Genomic DNA, 24,369 nt, shown 5'->3' with positions numbered 1-24,369 from the left:
AACAGGAGCTTTCCGGTTACAACGGTTGGCGTCCGCCGCGCTCATGAGCGCGGCGGACGAAAGACCCCGGCAGCGCCACTGCCGCGCCAGCGGCGGCAGCGGGGGCAACCGGAAAGCCCGACCTGAGCCATCAGGCCCGGCCAAGGGCTTCAAGCATGGCCACACCCATGCGGGTCGGGCTGCTGGCAACACAGACACCGCACTGGGTCAGGGCAGCGATCTTGTCTTCGGCACGGCCCTTACCACCACTGATGATGGCGCCGGCATGGCCCATGCGCTTGCCCGGCGGCGCCGTCACCCCGGCAATAAACGCCGCGACGGGTTTTTTCATGTTCTGCTGAATCCAGGCGGCCGCCTCTTCCTCGGCACTGCCGCCGATCTCGCCGATCATCAATACCCCTTCGGTGTCCGGATCGGCGTTGAAGCGCTCCAGCACATCGATGAACTTCATGCCAATGATGGGGTCACCGCCAATGCCAACGCAGGTCGACTGGCCCAGACCGGCATCGGTCAGCTGTTTGACCGCTTCGTAGGTCAGGGTGCCGCTGCGCGACACCACCCCGATCTTGCCCGGCTTATGGATATAGCCCGGCATGATGCCGATCTTGCACTGTCCCGGCGTGATCAGGCCGGGGCAGTTCGGCCCGATCAGCAGGGTTTTGCTGTCAGCCACCACCTGGCGCGCCAGCACCATGTCCTTCACCGGCACCCCCTCGGTGATGCAGACCACCAACTCAACCCCGGCGTCGCAGGCTTCGAGCACCGCGTCGGCCGCGCCCGGCGGTGGCACGAAGATCATCGACACCGTGCCTCCGGTGACGCGCACCGCTTCTTCCATGGTATCGAAAACCGGAATCCCCTCGACATGGATGCCGCCCTTGCCCGGTGTGACCCCGCCGACAATGCGGGTGCCGTAGGCGCGGCACTCGCGGGTGTGAAACAGGCCCGTCTTGCCGGTGATGCCCTGCACGATAACGCGGGTTTCCTGATTGATCAGAATCGCCATGAGTCCTACCCCCTTTCCTGGCCCTGGGCCGCATCGGTCGCTGCCTGCTGCAGCATGGTCACAATCTTCTCCGCGCCATCGCCGAGGAAATCGGCACACTGGACATTAAGACCCGATTGCTCCAGCAACGCCTTGCCCTCGGCCACCTGCGAACCGTCCATGCGCACCACGATGGGCAGGTCACAATGGCTGTCGCTGGCCGCCTCGATGATGCCCTGGGCAATCACATCACAACGCATGATGCCACCGAAAATATTGACGAATACCGCCTTGACATCGCTGTCCTGCAGAATAATGCGGAAGGCCTCGGCCACCTTTTCGCGGGTCGCGCCACCGCCGACATCGAGAAAGTTGGCCGGTTCGCCGCCCTTCTCCTTCAGCACGTCGAGGGTGGCCATGGCCAGGCCGGCTCCGTTGACCATGCAGCCGATATTGCCGTCGAGCTTGATGTAGGCCAGATCGAACTTGGCGGCACTGATTTCCAGCGGCTCCATCTGCGAATAGTCCTGCATCTCGTGGTATTCCCAGTGGCGGAACAGGGCGTTGTCATCGAAGTTGATCTTGGCGTCCAGCGCCAGCAGCCAGCCGGCCTTGGTCACCACCAGCGGGTTGATCTCGATCAGCGAGCAGTCCTTGTCCAGGCAGCAGCGGTAGAGATTGAGAATCAGCTGCACGCAGTCCTCGGCCACGCCGCCTTCGAGCCCCAGGGCATGGGCCAGCTTGCGCGCCTGGTAGGAACGCAGGCCGGTATAGGGGTCGATCAGCAGCTTGTGAATCTTCTCCGGCGAACTCGCTGCCACCTCCTCGATGTTGACGCCACCGGCGGCCGAGCCGATCAGGCAGTAGCGCGAACTCTGGCGATCAAGCGCAATGGACAGGTAGTATTCACGCCCGACCTCGACGGTTTCCTCCACCAGAATACGCCGTACCTTCAGGCCCTCCGGGCCAGTCTGCGGTGTCACCAGCCGCTTGCCGAACATTTCCTTGGCAATCTCGTGGGCCTGTTCGGGATGATAGGCCACCTGCACACCGCCGGCCTTGCCGCGGCCACCGGCGTAGATCTGCGCCTTGACGACGCAGCGGCCCCCCAGCATCTTGGCCTTGCGCTCGACCTGGTCGGCCGTCACCGCCACCCGGCCGCGCGGCACGGGGACATCGTAGCCGTTGAGGATTTCCTTCGCCTGGTACTCGTGAATGTTCATAACTCTCTCCTGCCTTGGCATCAAATGAGGGCCCCGCTGGCGGGACCACGGGCGTCTGACAGAGAAACGCCGCCAGCTTACACCAATCGGAGGCGGGCGCCAATGGCGCGGCCATTTTACCCGGCAGCGCATTTTACGCGCTGCCTGAGTGCTGACGGCCACTTTCGGCCTCGGTCGCCAGCGCGGCAGAATCCGGGCGTATTTTTGCCCGGCCGGCAAAAAACACTGGCTTTTTTACGCCTGATCGGCCAGACTACGGAACTTTTACCCTGCCCTCCTTCTTCCAATACACGGTAAGGCTCCCCTGATGTTTTCCCCCGAATTTGCCGCTTTGGGCCTCAACGCAGCCCTGCTGCAGGCCCTCTACGATCTCGATTATCAGCATCCCTCGGCCATTCAGCAGCACAGCATTCCGCTGTTGCTCGAAGGCCGCAACCTGTTGGGCACGGCCCAGACCGGCACCGGCAAGACCGCCGCCTACGCCCTGCCTTTGCTGCAGCGACTGGAAAGCGCCAGCGATTCCCGCTGTCCCCGCATTCTGGTGCTGACGCCAACGCGCGAGCTGGCCATTCAGGTGGCCCAGGCCATCGAAGGCTTCGCCCGCCACCTGCCGCGCACCCGCACTGTGGCCCTTTATGGCGGCAGCGCCATGGGCCTGCAGCTCAAGCAGCTGCACAGCGGCATCGAGGTGGTGGTCGGCACCCCCGGTCGCCTGCTCGACCACTTGCAGCGCGGCAGCCTCGATCTCAGCCAGCTGCAGGCGGTGGTGCTCGACGAGGCCGACGAAATGCTGCGCATGGGCTTTATCGATGATGTCGAAACCCTGCTGGCCGCCTCTCCGCCCGACTGCCAGCGCGCCCTGTTCTCGGCCACCATGCCACCGGCCATCCGCCGGGTGGCGCAGCGCTATCTGGGCGATGCCGAACAGGTCCAGATTGCTTCGCCCACCAGCACCGTGACACTGATCGAGCAGAGCTTCGTGCTGCTGCGGCCCAACCAGAAATTCGCCGTTCTCTGCCGTCTGCTGGAAAGCGAGGACAGTGACGGCATCATCGTCTTCGTTCGCACCAAGAATGCCACCACCGAACTGGCCGAACAGCTCGAACAGGCCGGTTACCGCGCCGCCCCCCTCAGCGGCGACCTGAGCCAGTCTCAGCGCGAGTACACCATCGAGCGGCTCAAAAAGGGCCGGCTTGACATTGTCGTCGCCACCGATGTCGCCGCCCGTGGCCTGGATGTCGAGCGCATCAGCCATGTGTTCAACTACGACATCCCCTTCGACACCGAAGCTTATATCCACCGCATCGGCCGGACCGGCCGCGCCGGCCGCAGTGGCCGCGCCATCCTGTTCGTGACACCGGCGGAACAACGCCTGCTGCGCGCCATCGAACAGGCCACCGGCCGGCGCATCGCCGCCCTCGACATCCCCGACAGCGACCGCATCAGCGCCTGCCGCATCGAACGGCTACGCCGCCAGCTGCAGCAGACCCTGGCCGAGCAGGATCTGACCGCGCTGCGCCGGCTGATGGACGCCCTGGCCCAAAGCGAACAGATCGCACCGGCCGAACTGGCCGCCGCCCTGGTCTGGCAGCTGCAACGCGACAAACCGCTGTTTCCCGACCTGCCCGAGCTGGAACCGGCCAGCCGCCGGCCAGAGCGGGAACGGCCGCAACGGGACGGCGCAGCCGCCACCACGGGACGGCCACGCGCCAGCCGTGCCAGCAGCCCCATGCAGACCTACCGCATCGCCCTCGGTCGGCAGCAGCGCATCGGTCCGGCCGATATCGTCGGTGCCTTCAGCAACGAAGGCCGGCTGCAACGTGAGCAGATCGGCCAGATTCGTATCGGCGATGCCAGCAGTGAAATCGATCTGGCGGCGGACCTGTCGCCAGCGGCGCTCAAACGCCTGCACAGCATCAAAATCCACCAGCAAACCATCGATCTGCAACCGGTGGGCGCCGCCTCTCAACCTGCCGCCAGCCGCGGCGGCAAGGCCAGGCCGGCGGAAAAAGCCAGCCGCCCCCGCAAGGGTGCCGACAACAAACCCGCAGGGCCAGGCAACCGCAGCAAACCAAAACCGCGCAAGGGCTGATCGCCACAACCACGGCCGAACTGGCGGGGACCACTCCGGCGGTCAGCTGCCGGGGCAACCGCCAGAGACGGCCCCGCAACAGCAGCGGAATTCGCCCAACGAAGGGACGCACTGCGGCCGACCAAGCGCTGCTAAGCCAATGGTCAGTCGCGCGCGCCACGCCAGGCCAGCAACAGGGCCAGACTGAAACAACCCAGCGACAGGGGCGCGGCCCAGGGCTGCGGCCAGCCGCGCAGATAAAAGGCCGCCAGCACCAATGCCAGCCAGCGGCTCTGGCGTGTCAGCAGGCGGGCCAGTCCCGCCAGCAGGGCACGGCGGTCGTCGGCCGCCAGGTGCACCACCAGCTCACCCTGCTCCAGACTGTCGATCACCTGCCGCGTCTTCACCAGTGTCAGCGGCAGCTGTTTGGCTTCAATGGCCAACAGATCGAGCAGGCCCTCGCCCTCCCCCAGCGCCCGTCCCAGATTGGCCTTCAGCAGCGGCAAGACATCTTTGATCCCGTTGAAGTTTTCGATATAGCGGGTACCCAGCCCCTCAATGATGGAACTCGCCCGCATGACATAGACAACCTCCTGCGGCAGCTTGAACGGCGTGCCCTTGAGGCTGTCGAGCACCCCAAAGGCCAGTTGCTGCATGCTGGCGGCACTGAGCGCTTCGCTGCTGAAGATGCGAAAGATATCCTCGGCCAGCAGGCTGAGCTGTTCGGGCGCGGCGGCCTCGGTGATGATGCCGAGGCGGCGGGTGGCACGCACCAGCAGGGCGTAATCGCGTTCGTAGGCCGCCTTGACGGCGTAGATCATCGCCTTGCGGGTTTCCTGCGGAATGCGGCTGACCATGCCGAAATCGAGCAACACCAGCTGGCCGTCGGGCCGCACCAGCAGATTGCCGGGATGGGGATCGGCATGAAAAAAACCCTTCACCAGCATCTGCTCGGTGTAGAACCGCACCAGGGTTTCCATCACGGCCGGAAAAGAAACGCCCAGCCGCGCCAGGGCAGCGCTGTCGTCGCAGCGCACGCCGTCCTCGAAATCCATCACCAGGGCATGACAAGAACAGAGTGGCGGGTGGGGCACGGGAAACCGCAGGCCACTGGCACCGTAGAGCTGGCGGAACTGCTGCAGATGGGCCAGCTCCTGCGCCATGTCGACCTCTTCGACAATGGTGCGGCCAAAAGCGCTCAGCACGGCCTCGACGGAATGGCGGGTATCGGAGGAAAACAACGGTTGCAGCAGCCACTGGCACAGCCGCAGCAGACGGACATCGGCCCGCACCACCTGCTCGATACCGAAACGGCGCAGTTTGACCGCCACCAGGCGGCCATCGGCCAGCGTGGCACGGTGGACCTGACCAATGGAGGCACAGGCCAGCGGTTGGCGATCAAAATCGACAAAGGGCCAGGCGGCGGGAAAAGCCAGCGCCAGGCAGCGGTCACGATCGCCAGCGCTCATGGCCGGCAGACGATCCTGCAACTGGCGTAGACCGGCCAGGTACGCTTCGTCAAAAAAATCGGCCCGGGTCGCCAGCACCTGGGCCAGCTTGATAAAGCTGGCGCCCAGCTGTTCGATGGCCGCCACCAGTGCCACCGGGGGCAGGGGCGTCAGCCCCAGCCAGCGCGACCGACGCCGCAACAGCAGAAACAGCGTCACCAGCACCCGCAGCAGCAGATACAGCCGGCGGGGCCGATACAGTGGCGCAAGCAACCGGCCACGGCGCCACAGCTGAAGCCAGGCCGCCCCCAACCGGCTGCTCAGGCGTCCCTCCGCGCCGCCAGCAGACGTTCCTCCAGCCGTTGCAGATCCTCCCGCGTGGCCAGCCCCAACTCATCCACCAGCTCAGCCACCAGTTGCCGCAAGGAACCCTTCAGCGCGTCGCGCTCGGCACTGCCACGTTCCAACGCCTGCGCAAAAAAAGCCTCGCCCCGCTGCTGCGCCTCGCGTTGCCAATCCTGCAGCTGGCCTCCGGTCTGCTCCAGCTTTTCCCGCGCCAGCAGGGCCGCGCCCAAGGCGCCAAAAACCAACTGTTCCAGCGATCGCTCCATGGCAACCTCCTGTGTTTTTTGTTCTGGACAAAAATATCTTTTCCGATAAATATGACGTAAAAAGCAACTTTGTCCAGGACAAAATAACGGAGGCCCTCATGCCCCAGCACGGCCCCGTCGCCACGACCGACAAGCCGCCGGCCGAAAGCGCGGGCGATTTTTTCAGCCTGCCGGAGGTGGAGCGCGAAACCGGCATCAGCAAGGATTGTCTGCGGGTGTGGGAACGACGCTATGCGCTGGCACCCGCCGACCGCGACAGCCATGGCCGCCGCCGCTACAGTGCCGCTGCCGTAGCCGAATTGCGCCAGGTCCGCCAGTTGCTCGACCTGGGCTTCCGGCCCAGGGAGCTGTTCCGCCTCGACAGGGCCGGTCGTCAGCAGCTGCTGCAGCAACACCAGCCAGCCGCATCACCGCTGGCGGCCGATCAGCAGCAGCTCATCTCGCTGCTGCTGGCCAACCGTCCCCTGGAGCTGCAGCGCGCCCTGCAACAGCAGCATCAGCAACGGGGCAACCGGGCCTTCATCTGCCAGTTTGTGCCGCCACTGCTGCAGGCGGTCGGGGATGCCTGGCTTTGCGGCCGGCTCAGCATCCGCCAGGAGGCTCTGTTCAGCGCCCTGCTGCAAGAGGTGCTGCAACAGAACATGCCGAGCCTTGATCGTTGCCACCAGCAGCCCCTGCTGCTGCTGGCCACCCTGCCGGGCGAACATCATCGCCTCGGCCTGCTGCTGGTGGCGACCCTGGCCCGCGCCCGCGGCCAGCGCGCCCTGGTGCTTGGCAGCGAGGTGCCGGCAGCCCAGCTGCAGTCCCTGGCGGCGGAGCTGAGCGTTGACATCGTTGGCCTGTCCTTCAGCGGTCACCAGCCCAATCATCAGGTGCGTAGCCAGCTGGGCCACCTGCGGGCCGGCCTGGCTCCGGCCATCGCCCTGTGGGCCGGCGGCCGGGGAGTCAGTCGGCTGCGCCCCTTGGCCGGCATCCGTCATTTTGTCAGCCTGACCGCCACTGACCAGGCCCTCGCCGCCTGGCCAGCCATTCCCGCGGAGGGTACCGATGAAACTCTACCGTCTTGAGCGCCAGACCCTGCTGGCCACCGACCTGACCAGCGCCTGGCGGTTCTTTTCCGATCCGCGCAATCTGGCCGCCATCACGCCGCCCTGGCTCGACTTCCGCATTCACTCGGCGGTGCCCGAGCGCATGTACGCCGGCATGCTGGTGGAATACCGCGTCCATCCGCTGGCCGGCATCCCCCTGCGCTGGATCACCGAAATCACCCAGGTGCGCGAGCCGCACTTCTTTATCGACGAACAGCGCTTCGGTCCCTACCGCTTCTGGCACCATCAGCACCGCTTCGAAGCCTGCGCCGGCGGCACCGCAATGACCGATGTGGTCCACTATGGGCTGCCCGGCGACCCCTTCAGCCGGCCACTGCAGCGCTGGCTGGTGGCGCCCCGGCTGGCAGCCATCTTCGCCTACCGCCACGAACAGCTTAGCCAGCGCCTTGGCCTGCTGGACACCGCCGGTCCAGACCCGAACCACTGAGCGCCAGCCGTCAGGGCATCGCACGAAGCAGCGGCTGCAGCTGTGCCAGCAGGCTCTCGGCCTCGGCCAGCTGCGGCGGGTAGCGACAGGCGCGCCGCAGGGCGGCTTCGGCCTGCGGCCACAGGCGCGCATTCCAGGCGGCGCGCCCAGCCTGCAGCCAGCAAAAACCCGCGTCGGCGTCCACTGCGCCAGCCTCGCCGGCCTCGACGGCCTCGGCCAGCTGACGATAACGGCGCGCCGCCTCGGCCGGCAGACCCAGCTGCAAGCACAGATCCGCCATCAGCTGCCGCTCGTGGCCAGTACCGGGCTCAAGCCAGTGCGCCAGTTGCAGGCTGACCAACGCACCGCGGTAATCGTTCTGGCGCAACTGCAGCTGGCCCTGCAGCCGCCACCAGCGGGCATCGCTGAAATCCTGCCGCAGCCAGCGCCGCAGATGTTCGCGCGCCGGCTGCAGCCGGTTCAGCGCCAGTTCCTGCTGCAGCAACAGCTCGCGCCAGCGCCGCTGTTCATCGGCTGGCGCCTGTTCGGCCAGCAGGCGCAACGGTTCAATGGCGGCAGCCGGCCGCTGCAATTCCAGCAGCGCCCGCGCCAGCGCCGCATGCCACTCCAGCGGTGCCGGCACGCTACGGGCCTCCAGCAGCCCTGTCAGCAGGCGGACGGCCTGCCGTGGCTGACCGGCCTGCAAATAACAGAGCGCGGCATTATAACGCCAGCGCGGTGCGTCCGGCTGCAAGCGAAAACTCTGCTCGAAGGCCTCGGCCGCCGCCACAAACTGTTCGAGCTGATAGTGGGCCTGGGCACGATTGAGCCAAGCGGCGACATGGTCGGGATCGTCGCGCAATCCCACCTCCAGCCAGCGCAGCGCCTCGCCCGGCTGCTGCTGCAGCAATGCCAGCTGAGCCCGGCTGAAAGCCACCAGCGGGTGCGGCTTGGCCGTCAGCAGCGGTCGCAGGCGGGCTTCGGCGGCCGCCAGCTGCCCGGCCGCCAGCTGTTGCTGGACCTGCACCAGCGCCTGCTGCAGCGACGGCGCCAGCGGTACGGAAGAGGCTTCGGCTACCGGGACCAGCAGCAGCCCAGCCAGCAGCAACAACCACCAACACCGCCTCATTCCTGCAACTCAAACCGCACGGTCTGCTCCACCCGGCTTGCCACCGGTTCGCCCTGACGTGTGCCGGGTCGGAAACGCCACTGACGCGCGCCGCGCAAAACCGTCTCATCGAACACGCCCGGCGGTTCAGCCGCCAGAATCTCGATCCGCTCGACGCGGCCGTCACGATCGATCCACAGCCCCAGCCGCACCCAGCCCTCGATACCCTGACGCTTGGCCCGCAACGGATAAAGAAATGGTAGCTGTGCCAGCGGCTGCACCGGCTGATCGAGCTCGCCCACCTCGAAATACTGCGGCAGCGCCGCCAGCGGCGGCAGCTGCACCCCTGGCAGCTGCGGCGCTGGCCAGTCGTGCGCTGGCTGGACCGCACTTGTCAGGGGCAGGTTCAGCGCCAGGCTCGGCGGCGCCAGCGCCAGACGGGGCAGTTCAGGCAGCGGCGCAGCCGGCAAAGGTGCAGCCACTGCCGCTGCCGGCGTGGCTGCCGGCAGTGGTGGCGTCAGGGTGCGACTCGGCAGCAGCGGCGCTGCCAGCAGACGCACCGGCTGAGTGGTGGCAGGCGCCACCGCCGGACCAGGCTCCTGCACCAGGTGCGGCAGCAGGCCGAACAGCAGCGCATTGCCCGCCAGCGTCAGCAGCAGCGCACCCAGCCAGCTGTGGCGCTGAAAAACCCGTCTCAGGGTCATCAGGGCCGGGCCTCGGCGGCAGCCAGCGCCACATCCTCGGCGCCGGCCAGGCGGCAGGCATCCAACACCTCCAGTGCCAGGCCGGTGGGGCTGTCACGGTCGGCCACAATCACCACCGCCGCCTGCGGATTCTCCAGCAGCAGGCGTTCAACGGCCGTGCGCACCCGCGCCAGATCGATGGTTTCGCCCTCCAGCACCAACCGGCGTTCACGGGTTACGCCGATCAGCAGACTGACGCGCTCGCGCGGGCTGGCCGTGGCGGCCGTCGGCCGCGTGATCTCTACGCCGGTTTCCCGCACGAAATGGGTCGTGACCAGAAAGAAAATCAGCAGGATGAACACCATGTCGATAAGCGGCGCGATGTTGAGCTCCAGCCCCTGCCGCTGGGCCCGCCGCTGGGCGGTGATACGAATCATCGGACCTCTCCTGCGCCGCGCAGCTGCCGCTGCAGAAACAACACCAGCGAACCCAGCTGCTGCTGCAGCGACTGCACCCGTCGGTGTAGAAAATTACGCATGTACAAACCAAAGATAGCGATGATCAGCCCGGTCTGGGTGGTGATCAGCGCCTCGGAAATACCCTGTGCCAAGGGTCGCGGATTGCCGCTGCCAACCAAGGCAATGCCATCGAACACCCCGATCATGCCCAGCACGGTACCGAGCAGGCCCAGCAGCGGCGCACTGGCGGCCAGCGCACCAATCAGGCCCAGGCCGGCCGTCAGGCGCTGGTGCAAAACCCGGCGGGTTTCCTCCAGCACCAGCTGATCCAGCGCACCGTCACCACTGCGTCGAACGGCAAATTCGCGCAACAGCCAGGCGGCCAGACCAACCCCGGCGGGCGCGTCGGGCCGCCCCAGCCAGGCTGCCGCCTCGGCGCGGCTGAGCCCGGCGGCAAACAGCGGCCGCAGCACCAGCAACCGCTGACTGACCAGCCATCCCAGCACCAGCGACAGCAACACCAGCGGCACCATGATCAGGCCACCACGGTCAAGATAGTCAAAAACGGCGGGGAACAGGTCGGTCACGGTTGGTCCCCGGCGCCACTCCACCGCAACCGGGCCAGGCGATTGACAAAGGCAATGGCCTTTTCCTCCAGTTCGGCAATGCGGTTTTCCACCCGGCGCGACAGCAGGCTGTGAACCAGCAGAATGGGAATGGCCACCGCCAGACCAAGCATGGTGGTCACCAGCGCCTCGGAAATCCCCGCCGACAGCAGACGCGGATCGCCAGTGCCGTGCAGGGTGATGATCTGGAAGGTCTGGATCATGCCGGTGACGGTACCCAGCAATCCCAGCAGCGGCGCGATGGCGGCCAGCACCGCCAGGGTCGAGAGAAAACGCTCCAGGGCCGGGATTTCACCCAGAATGGCTTCTTGCAACACATTCTCCTGTTCCTCACGCGACTGCCAACGGGCAGCCAGCCCCGCCGCCAGTACCCGCTTGAGGGCGGTATCGGCAGTGCCGCAAAGCTGTTCGCAGGTGGCCCAGTCGTGCTGTTCGAGGCAGGGCTGCAGCCGGGCCAGCAGGGTATCGCCGCCGCGCGGCTGGCGCCACAGAAACCACAGCCGCTCGGTCACCAGCACGGCAGCAACCAGTCCAATCAGCAGAATCGGCCAAACAATCAGCCCGCCATCGGCGATCTGCTGACCGAGGCCACGGCGCTGGCCCAGCTGGCGCAGGGCGTCGCCCAGTCCCGGATCAACCGGCGCCGCCTCGGACTCGCCGGCAAAATAGGCCGCCAGTGCCCGCTGATGAGTGCCGTCAGGAGGTTGTGTCAGCGCCAGCAACCGACGGCTGGCCGGCGAATAGAGCGCGAAACCAACGGTGCCGGCCGGTGTGCGGTAGGCCTGGGTAAAGGGCCCCAGAAACAACAGCTCGGCTGGCTGGGCCTGGCCCTGGCCGTCGAGAACCTGGCCCGCTACCCGCTGCACCTCGCCACTGTGGCGCAGTTCGGCCAGCAACAGATCGCGCAGGGTTTCCAGCTGGGCGAAGGTCGGCAGCGTGTCTCCGCCCAGCAGCGGCTGCAAGGCGGCATCACGGTCAGGCTGCAGCGCGGTGAAGGGACTGGCGCTCACCAGCGCCTGGGTTTCCTCGGCGGCCTGGCGCAACACGGCGGTCAGGGTCTGCAAACTCTGCTGAACCTCAGCAACCTGCTGCACCAAAGGATCGCGCTCGCGCCGCAGCCGGGTCAATTCCTTGTCCAGGTCGGCCTGCTGGCGCCGCTCTTCCTCCACCTGCCGGCGCAGGCGGGTCAGCCGCTCCTGCAGAGCGGCGCGATCTTTGGCCAGGCGCTGGCGCTCGGCAGCCACCTCGGCCTCAATCCGCTGGCGCTCGGCCTCGGCCTGGGCAATCAGCCGCTGCTGGCGTTGCTGCTGATCCAGCCGGGCATCGGCCGCCGGCACGGCGGACGGTACGGCCGCCAACAGCCCCAGCAACAGCACGCCACACCACAGCAGCGCCCTCATGGCTGCACCAGCCGGCCCAAGGGCAGCTGCACCAGTTCCAGCGGCCGGCGCCGTTGCGCCATGGCGATGATCTGACCCAGTGGCCGGTGCCAGCGCGACTCCAAAGACTGCCAGCGACCGGCCAGACTGTCATAGCGCAGGCTTTCCCGGCCATCGGGGCTCTGTGCCAACAGCAGCAGACGCCCCAGCCGCACCTGTTGCAGCAGGCGCCTTTCACCAGCGACCTCGACCGGCTGCAGGGCCGTTACCACCTGCCGGCCGGCGGCCACCTCCTGCTGCAAATAGGTCAGTAACGCCTGCAAGGCCTCGGCTGCAGGAACCTCCCGATCCGTCAACAGACGGCCAAGATCCTCCAGCCGCTGGCGGCGCAGTTCCAGGTCGAAGGGCAGATCCACCGCCTGCTGCTGCCGCAGCAGCTGCAGGCTGTCGGACAAAAAGGGCTGCAACTCGGCCCGGAAACGACCGCCCTCGACCAGCGCCTGACGGGCATTGGCAATCTGCTCACGACCGGCTTCGCACTGCTGTTGCAATTCGGCGCTGCGCTGCCGCAACTCAGCGGACTGCTGCTGCAGCCGGTCGTATTCGGCCAGCAGGCGCTGCTGCTGCACCTGCCAGTCGTCGCTGTGCTGCTGACTGTGCTGCTGCAGGGCGATGGCCGCCTGCAACGGTTCCTCCGCCGCTTCGGGGCCCGCCTGGGCGGCGACTGCGTCAACGCACAGAAACAGAACCATAAAAAGGGCATACACCTTCACGCGCTTCTCCTGTAGGATGCCTGAACTGAGTCGATGGAGCCGATTAGAATAGAAAGAATGTTGAGAGAGCCCCCTCCGGGGCTTTTTAAACGACGCAAGCGGAAACTGCGCTTTCACGTCTTGCTCACAAAATCAATCGATTACGGAGCAATGATGGATTCTGGTCGCCCAGCCATGGACTCTACAGGCTGTTTTCATCAGCCTGTTAGTGCCACTCCACGGCGATTCCATGAACCGTCCGCTGCGCACGCTAACAAACCACCCAGGGAGTTTCAAATGGTTTCATCCGACCTCAAAGCTTACTTCGACGCCACCGAAGGCGTCGGTGTGCTGTCCACCGTCGGAGCCGATGGCTCTGTCAACAGCGCGCTCTATGCCCGGCCACGCTGCTTTGGTGACGAACTGGCCTTCATCATGCTGCATCGCCAGAGCTACGACAATCTGCAACAGCATCCGCAGGCGGCCTACCTGTTTCTGGAAAAATCGCCCGGCTATCGCGGTCTGCGGCTGCAGTTGAGCCTGTTGCGGCAGGAACAGGATCCGGCCCGCATCGCCGCCCTGCTGGCCCAGCGTGGCCGGCAGCTGCGCACCGACGAGCCCCGCTCCCTGGTGTACTTCCGTGTCGATGCGGTTCAGCCGCTGCTCGGCGCCAACCGCAACCCCCATGCTGAGGATTGAGATTCCCGGCGCCGCGCCGCTGCAGCTGGAACACCTGATCTGCGACTACAACGGCACCCTGGCCTGTGATGGCCAGCTGCTGGCGGGGGTGGCCGAGCGCTTTGCCGCCCTTTCCGGCCAGCTGCAGCTGCATGTGCTGACGGCCGATACCCATGGCACCGTCGCAGCACAAATCGCCGGCCTGCCCTGCCAGCTGGCCGTCATTCCACCAACGGACCAGCAAGCCGCCAAGCAGCGTTACCTGCACCAGCTCGGTGCCGACCGCTGCGCCGCCCTCGGCAACGGCCGCAACGACAGCCTGCTGTTGCGCGATGCCGCCCTCGGCATCGCCCTGCTGCAGCAGGAGGGGCTGGCGGTCATGGCCCTGCAGGCAGCCGATCTGCTGTGCACCAGCTGTCTCGACGCTTTTGACCTGCTGTTGCAGCCCGCCCGGCTGCAGGCCAGTCTGCGCTGCTGAGGTTTCCGCTGGCCGGAAGCCGGTTGACAGGATTGCTCAACTATTGAATGATCGGAGCAGACGGCCGCTGACCCGCCGAAGCGTTCGTGGCGACCGCAGCAGAGGCCGTCTCTCCTTGCCCGTCCCCATTTCAACGAGAGGATGACCAACCGTGAAGACACTGCTCTATCCCCTGATGCTCTGTGCCGCCCTGGGTCTGGCGGCCTGTAAGAAAGACCAGTCAACCACTGCCACCACACCAGCCGCGCCTCAGGAACTCAACGCCGCCCAGCAGGCGGCCACTCCGGCGCCGCAGATCTCCGGCAAGGTACTCGAAACCATGAATACCGCCGGCTATACCTATGTGCTGGTGGAAACCGCCACCGACAAGGTCTGGGTGGCGGCGCCCGAGTTCGCCGTCAAGGTGGGCGATCCGGTGATTGTCGGTGAAGTCATGGCGATGCCCAACTATCACAGCAAAACCCTCAATCGCGATTTCGAGCTGGTCTATTTCGCCTCCGGCGTGGCGGTGGCTGGCGCCGACATGCCCCTCGACGAGGCCCATGCCGGCATGGCAGCCATGGCCGAAAACCACGGCAAACCGCAACCCGTTCGGGTTGAGATGGATTTCACCGGTCTGACCCCGCCGGAAGGTGGCCTGCGCGTTGGCGACATCTACGCCCAGCAGGATCAGCTGGCCGGCACGGAGGTGGTGCTGCGCGCCAAGGTGGTCAAGTTCAGCCCCAACATCATGAAAACCAACTGGCTGCACCTGCAGGACGGCAGCGGCGAAGAGGGCAGCAACGATCTGACCGTCACCAGCGCCACCGAGGCCAAGCCCGGCGACACCGTTCTGGTGCGCGGGCTGCTGGAGCAGAATCAGGATTTCGGCTACGGCTACAAGTACGATCTGATCATCCAGAACGCCAGCGTCACCGTCGAGTAAGCGATCAAAACACAACAACCTTGCAACACGGGGCCGGCTCTTTCACGAGGGCCGGCCCCGTGTGTTGTCAGCGTGCGTCCTGCCTGGACGCCGGCGACTGGTCCGGCAGCGTGATACACAGGCACTGGGCCTCGACATACACCGTATCACCCTGGCGAATACGGCCCTCCACCAGCACCTTGCGCCCCTGGGCCGATACCACCGCGCTCTCCACCGTCACCACCGTTTCCAGCGGCAGCAGGGTACGGAAGCTGACGTTGAGATTGCCGACCACGATGGCATGACCAGCCGCCCAGGCCGCCAGCCCCAGCACCTCGTCCATCACCGCCGCCATGCTGCCGCCATGGGCATGCCCCGGCGGCCCCTCGGTTTCCGGCCCGAACCAGACCCGCGCCTGCAATTGCTGATGGGCATCACGGTAGTAACGCACCCGGTAACGGTTACCGTCGGGCTCGCCCGAAACAAAACGCAGCGATGCGCCCACCAATGCCGGCGCATCGAACGGCTGCCAGTCGGGCTCGCCCACCAGATCAATCGGCGGACACAGCGACTCGGCGCCGTCACGCGCTTCTCCAACCTGCTTCATCTCTTCATTCTCCTCAGCCAGAGCGGGGCAGTGCCCGCCCGCGGGTTGACATTCAGCCCACCAGAACCCCCAACCACTCCAGCAGCCACAGCAGCAGCGGAATCAGCAGGGCGGTCAGCAGACCGTTGAGTCCGATGGCCAGACCGGCCAGGGCGCCGCCACCGCGATGAATCTCCAGCATCCGGCCGGTACCCAGGCCGTGGGCCGCGGTACCCAGCGCCAGCCCCATGGCCAGAGGATCGCGCAGACCAATCAGGCGGCAGAAGCCCGGGCCGATGAGCGCACCGAGGCAGCCGGTCAGCACCACCACCGCTGCCGTCAGCGGCGTGATGGCGCCAATGGTGTCGGCGATACCAATAGCGATGGGCGTGGTCACCGACTTGGGCGCCAGGGTCAGCGCCAGCAGCCGGTCACCGCCACAGAGCAACACCAGGCCACAGGCACTGAGGACAGAACCCAGGGCGCCAGCCAGCACTGCCAGCACAATGGCCCGCAGCTGCCGCACAATTTCAGCGCGGCGCTGGTAGAGCGGCAGACCCAGCGCCACCACCGCCGGTCCGAGCAGAAACAGCAGCAGATCACCGCCGTGACGATAATGGTCGTAGGGAATCTGCGCCAGCTGCAGCAGGGCAATCAGCGCGGCGATGGTAAGGACAACCGGATTGAGCAGCGCCAGCGGCCAGCGCCGCTGCACCCGGCAGGCCAGCTCATACAGCACCAGCGTCGCCACCAGGCCGAACAGCGGCGTTTCGCTCCAGGGCGTCATGAGCCCTCCCCCGGCCGCGCCAGCAGGCGATAGGTCCAGCCGGTCAGGGCCAACACCACCAGCGTGCTGCCCAGGGTAGCCAGCACCAGCGGCCAGAAATGCAAGCGGATCAAATCGAAATAAAGCAGCACGCCGACACCGGCCGGCACGAACAGCAGCGACAGATGGGTCAGCAGCAGCTCGGCGGCCGGCCGCACGGCCTCCTCGCGCACCAGACCGCACCGCAGGGCCGCCAGCAGCAGCACCATGCCGAGTACACTGCCCGGCAACGGCAGATGGCACAGGCGAACCCCAAGCTCACCGAGGGCCTGCAGCCCCAGCAGAATCGTCCAGCTGCGCAGCATGATCGGGGGATTCCTTTTCCTGGTGGAAGAAATGCCAGACCGCCGCGGCCACCGCCGGCGGCAGCCCCTCCGCCGCCTGCAGCTGCGCCAGCGAAGCCCGCCGGATGGCGGCGACACTGCCGAACTGGCGCAGCAGCAGCTTGCGCCGTGCCGGCCCGACACCGTCAATCTGGTCGAGGATCGTGGTCAGGGCGGCCTGCTGACGCAGGCGGCGGTGATGGCTGATGGCGAAGCGGTGGGCCTCATCGCGCAACCGCTCCAACAAAAACAATGCCGCACTGCCCTGCCGCAGCACCAACGGATTCTTGCGGCCGGGCCGGAAGAAACGCTCCTCGCTGCGTTCCAGCACCCGGCCCCGCGCATTGTGCCTGACCCGGCTTTTGGCAATGGACACCAGTTCCACCTGCCCGGTCAGCTGCAGATCTTCAAGAATGGCCGCCACCGCCGCCAACTGACCCTTGCCGCCATCGATCAGCAGCAAATCGGGCAGATCATCCTCGCGCAGGCCACGCTGCAGCCGGCGCTGCAGCACCTCGGCCAGACTGGCAAAATCATCGCTGCCGCTGACCGTTTTGATGCGGTAATGACGATAGGCGGCCCGGTCGGGCTCGCCGTCATACACCGCCACCTTGCTGGCAACGCTGTGCTGTCCCTGGGTGTTGGAGATATCGTAGCATTCGATCCGCCGTGGCAGACGCTTGAGCCCCAACGCCTGTTGAATCTGTTCCAGCACCGACTGGCGCGCCTGGCCCTGGTCGGCCCGCTGGCGCGCCAGCTCGGCGGCATTGCCGGCAGCCAGCTCGACCAGTTCCAGCCGCTGGCCACGCTGCGGCACCCGCAACTCCACCCGCTGGCCGCGCCGCTCCTGCAGCCACAACTGCAGGGCCTCGTGCCCCGCCGGCCACAGCGGCAGCAGCAGCGTCGGCGGAATGAGGGTGTCGCCACCGTAATACTGCTGCACAAACGCGGCCAGCAGTTCATCCTGATCCTGTAGCCAGGGCAGGCTGAACCCGCGCCGGCCAATGAGCCGGCCACCGCGCACAAACAGCAGACACAGGCTCAGCTCGCCCTCACTCGGCTGCAGGCCAATGACATCGAGATCAGCGCCATCGCCACTGACCATTTTCTGCTGCTCCAGGGTCTGTTCCATGGCCCGCAGCTGGTCACGCAGCGCGGCCGCCGCCTCATAGTGTAATTGCTGCGCCGCTGTCGCCATGCGCTGACGCAGCAGCTGCAGCACGGGTTCACCCCGACCGGAGAGAAAAGCGATGATGGCCTGCACCATGCGCTGGTAGCTGGCACTGTCGATATGGCCGTGGCAGGGGCCGCTGCACTGGCCGATCTGATAGAACAGGCAGGGCCGCTCGCGCTTGCGGCACTGGCTCCACGGATGGCGGCGCAATGGAAACAGGCGGTAGAGTTCACGCAGGGTCTGGCGCAGGGCGCCGGCGCTGGCATAGGGGCCGAAATACTGGGCGCCGTCGCGCCGCACCCGCCGGACAATCTCAATGGCCGGAAAGGGCTCGCGGGTATCGATGCGCAGCGATACATAGGTCTTGTCATCGCGCAGATTGATATTGTAGCGCGGCCGATGCTTCTTGATCAGGGTGTTCTCAAGAATCAGCGCTTCCTTTTCCGTGTCCGTCACCAGGGTTTCCACCTGCGCCACCCGCCGCAGCAGATAACGGATCTGCGGCCGGCTGTCGTCGCCGCGCAGGTACTGGCGCAGCCGTGCCCGCAGGTTACGTGCCTTGCCGACATAGAGCACCTGCTGCTGGCTGTCGCACATCAGATAGACGCCGGGGCCGGTGCTGATCCGGCTGAGATCAAGGGCGTTGAGTCCTGTCATGCCAAGGATATGAAATCACGCAAAGGGGGAGAAAAGCCGCGGGCAGCCCGCCGGAGCAAAGGCTGGCGCGACCCTAGCAAGGGGGCTGATGCCTGTCAACGAAATGGTTTTTACTGGTCTTGCCTCAGCAGCTTGCTATAATCACCCGTCCTGACCCAGGCCGGCTTTTAAGCCTTCCGCAGCCCGCAGGTGGAGACGTTCATGCGACCTCAGTGGAGTGCCCTGTTCCGCACCAAGCCCGAAGAAGAGAGTCTGGCGCTGTTTCTGGCGCGCGTACCGGTATTTTCGGCGCTTAAAAAACGCGACCTGCCCTATCTTGAACGCCTGATTCACCTGCGCCGTTACCAGAGCGAGGAAACCGTTTATGAGCAGGGTGATCCCGGTTCAGGCATGTACATCATCCGCAGCGGCCGAGTCAGTCTGTTCACCCGCGACGCCCGCAACCGCAAGGAGGAGCTGACGGTGCTGGGGCCGGGCGACTTTTTCGGCGAAACCACTCTGGCAGCGCCAGCGGCGCGGATGGTCTCGGCTGCCACCCTGGAGAATGCCGAGCTCATCGGCCTGTTCCGCAGTGACCTGCTGGCCACCGCCGACACCCATCCCGACATCGCCAACCGCATCCTGCTCGGCCTGACCATGGTGATCAGCGAACGGCTGCAGGCCGCCACCCTGGAGCTGCGCCGTCTCAACAGCCTGACCGCTCCGGCCACCAGCGAGGCCCCGGCATGAATCTGAGCAAGGCCCATGTCCTGCTGCTCTATCTGGTACTGACCGCCGCCATTGCCAGCGGCCTGGCGCTGTTTTCCTCCGCTTCAACCATCACCGGCCTGCTGCAATCGGCCTCCAGTGGCCTGTTCCTGCCGCTGCTGCTGGCGCTGACCAGCGCCTTTGTGCTCGATCCGCTGGTCAGCCTGCTGGAAAAATACCGTGTGCCGCGCGGCCGCGCCATTTTGCTGCTGTTCTTTGCCATCAGCCTGGTGCTGTGGCAGACCGGCAGTTGGCTGATCAGTTACAGCCAGCAGATGTGGGAATCGCTGCTGCGTGATTTTCCGCGTTACAGTTCCGGCCTGATCACCTACCTGCAGGAGGCCCAGCAGTCCTGGCAGAAGAGCCTGCCCTTTCTCGCCCAGTACGATCTGACCGGCTGGGTGCGCGGCCTGACCGAACGCTTCTTTGCCTTTTTGCTGGTGGCCACGCCCAAATCGGCCCTGCGCCTGGGCAGCCTGCTGCTGCTGGTGCCGCTGTTCTCGTTTTTCTTTTTGCGCGATGGCGACAGCATCCGCCGCACCCTGGTGGGCCTGGCGCCCAATCGCTATTTTGAAATCATCCACGATCTGTCGTACCGCATCAGCCGCCAGACCGCCCAGTTCGTCCGTGGCCGCATTCTCGAAGCCGCCATCGTCGGACTCGTTGTCACCTTTGGCCTGAGTTTCACCGACATCCGCTACGCTCCCCTGCTGGGCCTGTTTGCCGGGGTCACCAACCTGGTGCCCTATATCGGCCCGCTGGTCGGCATGGTGCCGGGCATCCTCATCGCCCTGGTCGACCTGGGCCTGGGCGGCCAGTTCTGGTGGATTGTTTTCATCTATTTCATCATCGCCCAGGTCATCGTCGACAATTTCATTCTGGTGCCCATCCTGATTTCGCGCTTTGCCAACCTGCATCCGCTGCTGGTGATTCTGGCCATCGTCATGGGCGGCAAACTCTCCGGCGTTATCGGCATGATCGTCGGCGTGCCCATCGCCAGCGCCTGCAAGATCGCCCTGGTTGAAATCCGTCTCTACCGCCGTGCCTTTGCCCTGCCGGATACCGGCGACGGCACCAGCTAGGAGCAGCCGATGATCTTTTTCAGTCGCCTGAAACTGCGCTGGAAGCTGCTGGTAGTGGTACTGCCGCTGGTCCTGCTTCCTCTGCTGCTGGTCGGCAGCGTGGTCAGCTACCGCTCCGTCGAACTGGCGCGCCAGGCCATCAACCAGGTCAGTCGCGATGACCTGGAACACATGGCCAGCTTCACCCGCCACCTGCTGGAGGCTCACCATCAGCAGTTTCAGGTCTACCAGCAACAGCGCCGCGACGACTTCATCACCGAGCTTAAAACCCTGCTGCAGTTCGCCCGCGACCTGATCGCCGACGAACAGCAGCGCGTCAGCCGTGGCGAAACAACCCTGGCCGCTGCTCAGCAGCGGGTGCGCACCCTGCTCAAGCAGATCAGCATCGGCGAAAGCGGCTATCTCTACAGCCTCACCAGCGATGGCGTGCTGCAGGTCCACGTCAGCCGCGAACAGCAGAACATCAGCAACGAGCAGGACGGCGAGGGCCACTACTTCATCCGGCAGATGTGTGACACCGCCCGCACCAGCGCCCCCGGCAGCCTGCACCAGCTGCGCTATCCCTGGCGCAACGAGGCTCTGGGCGAAACCGAGTTGCGCGACAAGCTGGCGCTGTATGTCTACGAACCGGCCTGGGACTGGATCATCGTCGCCGCCGGCTATATCGATGAGAGCCTGGCCGATCTGCGCTTTGAACAGCTGGCCCTGGAAGAGCTCAAAGCCAAGATCAAGGAAAAACGGGTCGGCCAGACCGGCTACATCTACTGCATGGACAGCAGCGGCACCTTCCGGCTGCATCCGCAGCAGGAGGGGCAGAACTTCATCGACGCGCGTGACAGCGACGGCAACCCGTTCATTCGCCAGATGTGCGACACCAAACAGGGCTGGATTCGCTATCCCTGGCAGGCCGAAGGCGAAAAGCGGCCGCGCTTTAAGATCGTGCGCTACGACTACTTCGCCCCCTGGGACTGGATCGTCGCCGTCGGCTGCTACGAGGACGAGTTCTACCAGACCGCCAACCGCATCAGCGCCAACACCGCCAAGATCACCCTGCTGGTGATGCTGGCGGCCTGCCTGGGTTCGCTGCTGCTGGTCAGCCTGGCATCAAAGATTCTGACCAATCCGATCCACCACATGATTCAGGTCATCCGCCGGGTCAAGGCCGGCCATCTGGGTGAGCAGATGCACATCGGCAGCCAGGACGAACTGGGCGAGCTGGCCGCCACCTTCAACCGCATGACCGAGATTATCCAGAAAAACAAGGAAATGGAGGCCAGCCTGGCCCAGCACGGCAAGATGGCGTCCCTTGGCGTGCTGTCCTCCGGCGTCGCTCACGAGATCAACAATCCCCTCGGCGTCATCCTCGGCTACGCCGGCTATCTGGAAAGCAAGGTAGCGCCGGATGACCCCAACTACACCTATATCCATGAGATCAAGCGCGAGAGCAAACGCTGCAAGAAGATCGTCCAGGATCTACTGAGCTACGCCCGCACGCCAAAATCGGTGCTGGCGCCAACGGATCTGAACAATCTGCTCGACCAGATCGTCAACTTCGCCGCCAACCACACCGACATGCACCATGTGCGCATCCGCAAGCAGTTTGCCGCCGATCTGCCACCGGTGCCCTGCGATGGGGATCAGATCCGCCAGGTGGCCATCAACCTGATCCTCAACGCCGGCGGCGCCATTGTGGGCAGCGGCGAACTGCTGGTGCGCACGGCGCTGGCGGACGGCGGCGTGCTGATCGAATTCCGCGACAGCGGCTGCGGCATGGACGAACAGACCCAGGAAAAAATCTTTGAACCCTTCTATACCACCAAGGACAAGGGCACCGGCCTGGGACTGGCCATCTCACGCCAGATCATTGAACAGCACCAGGGCCGCATCACGCTCAAGAGCGCGCCCGGCCGGGGCACCAGTGTCCGCGTGTGGCTGCCCCTGCAGCCGGAGGAATAAGCCATGGAGGCTGCCCGCCACATTCTGTTGATCGACAATGAAGAGGGTCTGTGCCGCATGATGGAGGCGGTGCTGCGCGACAACGGCTATCAGGTGACGGCCTACACCCGCTCCTTCGAGGCGGTCGACGCCTTCAGCGCCGGCGCGTTTGATCTGGTCATCAGCGACATCAAAATGCCCGGCCTCGACGGGCTGGAGGTGCTGCAACGCATCCGCGCCAAGGATGCCACCGTTCCGGTCATCATGATCACCGCCTATGCCACGGTGGAAACCTCGATCCAGGCGCTGCGCAAGGGCGCCTACGACATGCTGACCAAACCCTTCGAACCGGAAGAGCTGCTCTACCGTGTCAAGAACGCCCTGCAGGCCACGGCGCTGGCGACAGAAAACCGCGAACTCAAGCGCCAGTTGGCCGATTCCTTTCAGGGCGATGACATCATCGGCGCCAACGGTGGCCTCAAGGAGGTTCTTGAGCGGGTGCGGCGGGTAGCGGCACGCGACACCTCGGTGCTGATTACCGGCGAGTCGGGCACCGGCAAGGAACTGATCGCCCAGGCCATCCACCACAACTCGCCGCGTCGCGACAAGCGCTTCATGGCCATCAACTGCGGCGCCCTGCCCGAGTCGGTGCTGGAAAGCGAGCTGTTCGGCTACAAAAAAGGCGCCTTCACGGGTGCCACGGCCGATCGCAAAGGCTTACTGGAAGCTGCCGACGGCGGCACCCTGTTTCTCGACGAGGTTGGCAATTTGCCGCTAACCGTGCAAAAGACCCTGTTGCGCTTTCTGCAGGAGCACGAGTTTCTGCGCCTCGGCGATACCCGCCCGATCCGCGTCGATGTCCGCGTCATTTCCGCCACCAACGCCGATTTGCAGCAGCAGATGGAGGATGGCAGCTACCGCGACGATCTGTACTACCGTCTCAACGTCGTCAACATTCACCTGCCGCCTCTGCGCCAGCGCCGCCAGGACATCCCGTTGCTGGCGGCCCACTTCATCCGCCGCACCAATCAACGCTTCGGCACCGCCGTACAGGGCTTTACCCCCGAAGCCCTTCAACGCCTGTGCGCCTGGAACTGGCCTGGCAACATCCGCCAGTTGGAAAATGTTGTCGAAGGCTGCATGGCCCTGGAAAGTGGCAACTTCATCAGTTCAACCATCCTCGACCAGTTCCTGCCCGCCAGCGCCGCGCCCAGTGGCGCGCTGCCGAACAACCCGGTCGACACAGCGGCACAGCAAGAGGATTATGCCCAGGCACTGGCCGACTTTGAATCGGCCTATCTGGTGCAACTCCTGAAAAAAACCGGTGGCCATGTCGAGGAGGCCGCCCGCCTAGCCGGCATGAACATGGCCACCATCTACCGCAAGCTGAAAAAATACGCCATCCGCAAGGACGATTTCACTCCTCCGGCCGGCTGATGGCAGCGCCGCCCGCTACCACGATGTTTTTTTTGCGAAAACATCAGTCTTCGCATCAGTGCAAAAACGCCGCTGCGCCCCGACCAGAAGCGGTCGGGGCCTCCCCCTCCCCTAGCAAAAACCAACCGATACAACAGGTTAGACAGCCACTGACCGCTTCCGGGCTCCCCTCTGGCCAAAGACCCGTCCAACCAGCCGCTTTCGCAGTGCTGCGAGAACGGGTACAACCTCAGTCACAACCAAACAGATCACAACTAATTGAAATTTTTAGCCAAAAATCTCCGTCGGCATTCCTGGCACGGCCATTGCTAAAGACAACAGCAAACCCGCACCAAGGATACCCCGACCATGCGCGACAAAATCATCTGTCCCTTCTTCGGCAAAAATGAAGACCATTGCGATGTCGGTTGCGGCTACATCAGCAACCACGACGTCAACATGATCATTCATTTTTGCGCTGATGACTTTGGCGAGTGCATGAAATACCGGGAACTGGCCGCACGGTTTCCCCGACTGGCCGAACTGCAGCCAACGGCAACCGGCGATATTTCATGGCATGACTGGACAAAGGAGAGAGAACCCATGAACAACGAACTGCAGAACCTGACCCTCAAGGACACCACCGCCAACCCCGCGCCGCTGGGCCTGCTCGGCTTCGGCATGACCACCGTGCTGCTCAACCT

Annotated in this window: 25 protein-coding genes; 11 read left to right on the top strand and 14 right to left on the bottom strand. The window is 65.0% G+C overall.

Features of this window, described 5'->3' with window-relative positions; genetic code table 11:
• Nucleotides 1-130 precede the first annotated feature (130 nt).
• Nucleotides 131-1,006: a succinate--CoA ligase subunit alpha gene (sucD, locus tag BLR80_RS01495; RefSeq protein ID WP_092075532.1), complete on the bottom strand. Its 876-nt coding sequence runs from the start codon at nucleotides 1,004-1,006 to the stop codon at nucleotides 131-133.
• Nucleotides 1,007-1,011: 5 nt separating this feature from the next.
• The gene (gene sucC, locus BLR80_RS01490) at nucleotides 1,012-2,208 is read right to left on the bottom strand and encodes an ADP-forming succinate--CoA ligase subunit beta (RefSeq protein ID WP_092075530.1); all 1,197 of its coding nucleotides are present in this window, start codon (nucleotides 2,206-2,208) and stop codon (nucleotides 1,012-1,014) included.
• Between the two features lie 307 nt (nucleotides 2,209-2,515).
• Between sucC and BLR80_RS01485 the strand changes: the two genes are divergently transcribed.
• Nucleotides 2,516-4,300: a DEAD/DEAH box helicase gene (locus tag BLR80_RS01485; protein WP_092075528.1), complete on the top strand. Its 1,785-nt coding sequence runs from the start codon at nucleotides 2,516-2,518 to the stop codon at nucleotides 4,298-4,300.
• Nucleotides 4,301-4,443: 143 nt separating this feature from the next.
• Here BLR80_RS01485 and BLR80_RS01480 read toward each other — a convergent pair whose 3' ends face one another.
• Together BLR80_RS01480 and BLR80_RS01475 are read right to left on the bottom strand one after the other, a co-directional pair.
• Entirely contained in the window at nucleotides 4,444-6,039 is a 1,596-nt protein-coding gene (locus BLR80_RS01480) for an ABC1 kinase family protein (protein ID WP_245691286.1), read from the bottom strand.
• An 8-nt stretch (nucleotides 6,040-6,047) separates the two neighbouring features.
• A complete protein-coding gene (locus tag BLR80_RS01475; RefSeq protein WP_092075526.1) occupies nucleotides 6,048-6,338 on the bottom strand; it encodes a hypothetical protein in 291 nt (96 codons plus the stop codon).
• Nucleotides 6,339-6,436: 98 nt separating this feature from the next.
• Between BLR80_RS01475 and BLR80_RS01470 the strand changes: the two genes are divergently transcribed.
• Nucleotides 6,437-7,405 (top strand): MerR family transcriptional regulator, encoded by a 969-nt coding sequence (locus tag BLR80_RS01470; protein ID WP_143012061.1) that lies wholly within the window; start codon nucleotides 6,437-6,439, stop codon nucleotides 7,403-7,405.
• The gene (locus tag BLR80_RS01465; protein WP_092075522.1) at nucleotides 7,386-7,874 is read left to right on the top strand and encodes an SRPBCC family protein; all 489 of its coding nucleotides are present in this window, start codon (nucleotides 7,386-7,388) and stop codon (nucleotides 7,872-7,874) included. Before BLR80_RS01470 ends, BLR80_RS01465 begins: the two co-directional genes overlap by 20 nt.
• Before the next feature lie 10 nt (nucleotides 7,875-7,884).
• Here BLR80_RS01465 and BLR80_RS01460 read toward each other — a convergent pair whose 3' ends face one another.
• The 6 genes from BLR80_RS01460 to BLR80_RS01435 are packed head-to-tail and all read right to left on the bottom strand — an operon-like array spanning nucleotide 7,885 to nucleotide 12,880.
• Nucleotides 7,885-8,982 (bottom strand): tetratricopeptide repeat protein, encoded by a 1,098-nt coding sequence (locus BLR80_RS01460; RefSeq protein ID WP_143012060.1) that lies wholly within the window; start codon nucleotides 8,980-8,982, stop codon nucleotides 7,885-7,887.
• Nucleotides 8,979-9,665, bottom strand: a complete 687-nt coding sequence (locus BLR80_RS01455; RefSeq protein WP_092075518.1) for an energy transducer TonB — start codon at nucleotides 9,663-9,665, stop codon at nucleotides 8,979-8,981. Before BLR80_RS01455 ends, BLR80_RS01460 begins: the two co-directional genes overlap by 4 nt.
• Complete coding sequence (locus BLR80_RS01450) at nucleotides 9,665-10,081, bottom strand: ExbD/TolR family protein (protein ID WP_092075516.1); 417 nt, start codon at nucleotides 10,079-10,081, stop codon at nucleotides 9,665-9,667. The genes BLR80_RS01455 and BLR80_RS01450 overlap by 1 nt, the downstream gene beginning before the upstream one ends.
• Complete coding sequence (locus BLR80_RS01445) at nucleotides 10,078-10,689, bottom strand: MotA/TolQ/ExbB proton channel family protein (RefSeq protein ID WP_245691284.1); 612 nt, start codon at nucleotides 10,687-10,689, stop codon at nucleotides 10,078-10,080. The genes BLR80_RS01450 and BLR80_RS01445 overlap by 4 nt, the downstream gene beginning before the upstream one ends.
• Nucleotides 10,686-12,128, bottom strand: coding sequence for a MotA/TolQ/ExbB proton channel family protein (locus BLR80_RS01440; protein WP_092075514.1), 1,443 nt, complete (start codon nucleotides 12,126-12,128; stop codon nucleotides 10,686-10,688). Before BLR80_RS01440 ends, BLR80_RS01445 begins: the two co-directional genes overlap by 4 nt.
• Entirely contained in the window at nucleotides 12,125-12,880 is a 756-nt protein-coding gene (locus BLR80_RS01435; protein WP_092075512.1) for a DUF3450 family protein, read from the bottom strand. The genes BLR80_RS01440 and BLR80_RS01435 overlap by 4 nt, the downstream gene beginning before the upstream one ends.
• A gap of 276 nt (nucleotides 12,881-13,156) precedes the next feature.
• Between BLR80_RS01435 and BLR80_RS01430 the strand changes: the two genes are divergently transcribed.
• From BLR80_RS01430 to BLR80_RS01420, 3 genes are all read left to right on the top strand, one after another.
• Nucleotides 13,157-13,558: a pyridoxamine 5'-phosphate oxidase family protein gene (locus BLR80_RS01430; protein ID WP_092075510.1), complete on the top strand. Its 402-nt coding sequence runs from the start codon at nucleotides 13,157-13,159 to the stop codon at nucleotides 13,556-13,558.
• Complete coding sequence (locus BLR80_RS01425; RefSeq protein WP_092075508.1) at nucleotides 13,545-14,015, top strand: HAD family hydrolase; 471 nt, start codon at nucleotides 13,545-13,547, stop codon at nucleotides 14,013-14,015. The genes BLR80_RS01430 and BLR80_RS01425 overlap by 14 nt, the downstream gene beginning before the upstream one ends.
• A gap of 151 nt (nucleotides 14,016-14,166) precedes the next feature.
• Complete coding sequence (locus tag BLR80_RS01420) at nucleotides 14,167-14,940, top strand: hypothetical protein (RefSeq protein WP_092075506.1); 774 nt, start codon at nucleotides 14,167-14,169, stop codon at nucleotides 14,938-14,940.
• A 67-nt stretch (nucleotides 14,941-15,007) separates the two neighbouring features.
• Here BLR80_RS01420 and BLR80_RS01415 read toward each other — a convergent pair whose 3' ends face one another.
• The 4 genes from BLR80_RS01415 to uvrC are packed head-to-tail and all read right to left on the bottom strand — an operon-like array spanning nucleotide 15,008 to nucleotide 18,485.
• Nucleotides 15,008-15,526: a PaaI family thioesterase gene (locus tag BLR80_RS01415; RefSeq protein WP_092075504.1), complete on the bottom strand. Its 519-nt coding sequence runs from the start codon at nucleotides 15,524-15,526 to the stop codon at nucleotides 15,008-15,010.
• A 52-nt stretch (nucleotides 15,527-15,578) separates the two neighbouring features.
• Complete coding sequence (locus BLR80_RS01410) at nucleotides 15,579-16,292, bottom strand: LrgB family protein (RefSeq protein ID WP_092075502.1); 714 nt, start codon at nucleotides 16,290-16,292, stop codon at nucleotides 15,579-15,581.
• Nucleotides 16,289-16,636: a CidA/LrgA family protein gene (locus BLR80_RS01405; protein ID WP_092075500.1), complete on the bottom strand. Its 348-nt coding sequence runs from the start codon at nucleotides 16,634-16,636 to the stop codon at nucleotides 16,289-16,291. Before BLR80_RS01405 ends, BLR80_RS01410 begins: the two co-directional genes overlap by 4 nt.
• The gene (uvrC, locus tag BLR80_RS01400; protein WP_092075498.1) at nucleotides 16,590-18,485 is read right to left on the bottom strand and encodes an excinuclease ABC subunit UvrC; all 1,896 of its coding nucleotides are present in this window, start codon (nucleotides 18,483-18,485) and stop codon (nucleotides 16,590-16,592) included. The genes BLR80_RS01405 and uvrC overlap by 47 nt, the downstream gene beginning before the upstream one ends.
• A gap of 201 nt (nucleotides 18,486-18,686) precedes the next feature.
• Here uvrC and BLR80_RS01395 point away from each other — a divergent pair, with 201 nt between their 5' ends.
• The 5 genes from BLR80_RS01395 to BLR80_RS13180 form a co-directional block, all read left to right on the top strand.
• Nucleotides 18,687-19,214, top strand: coding sequence for a cyclic nucleotide-binding domain-containing protein (locus BLR80_RS01395; protein ID WP_092075496.1), 528 nt, complete (start codon nucleotides 18,687-18,689; stop codon nucleotides 19,212-19,214).
• A complete protein-coding gene (locus BLR80_RS01390) occupies nucleotides 19,211-20,314 on the top strand; it encodes an AI-2E family transporter (RefSeq protein WP_092075494.1) in 1,104 nt (367 codons plus the stop codon). Before BLR80_RS01395 ends, BLR80_RS01390 begins: the two co-directional genes overlap by 4 nt.
• Nucleotides 20,315-20,323: 9 nt before the next feature.
• The gene (locus tag BLR80_RS01385; protein ID WP_092075492.1) at nucleotides 20,324-22,270 is read left to right on the top strand and encodes a sensor histidine kinase; all 1,947 of its coding nucleotides are present in this window, start codon (nucleotides 20,324-20,326) and stop codon (nucleotides 22,268-22,270) included.
• Nucleotides 22,271-22,273: 3 nt separating this feature from the next.
• Nucleotides 22,274-23,686 carry a sigma-54-dependent transcriptional regulator gene (locus BLR80_RS01380; protein ID WP_092075490.1) on the top strand — a complete coding sequence of 471 codons (1,413 nt, stop codon included), beginning with the start codon at nucleotides 22,274-22,276 and terminating at the stop codon, nucleotides 23,684-23,686.
• A 348-nt stretch (nucleotides 23,687-24,034) separates the two neighbouring features.
• The coding region (locus BLR80_RS13180; RefSeq protein WP_245691281.1) for a GPR1/FUN34/YaaH family transporter at nucleotides 24,035-24,369 on the top strand (335 nt) is incomplete at its 3' end.

Source organism: Desulfuromonas thiophila (assembly GCF_900101955.1).
In the GTDB taxonomy this organism is placed as follows: domain Bacteria; phylum Desulfobacterota; class Desulfuromonadia; order Desulfuromonadales; family Desulfuromonadaceae; genus Pseudodesulfuromonas; species Pseudodesulfuromonas thiophila.
The sequence above is the reverse complement of the archived record's forward strand: the minus strand, read 5'-3'. Positions and strand labels throughout refer to the sequence as shown.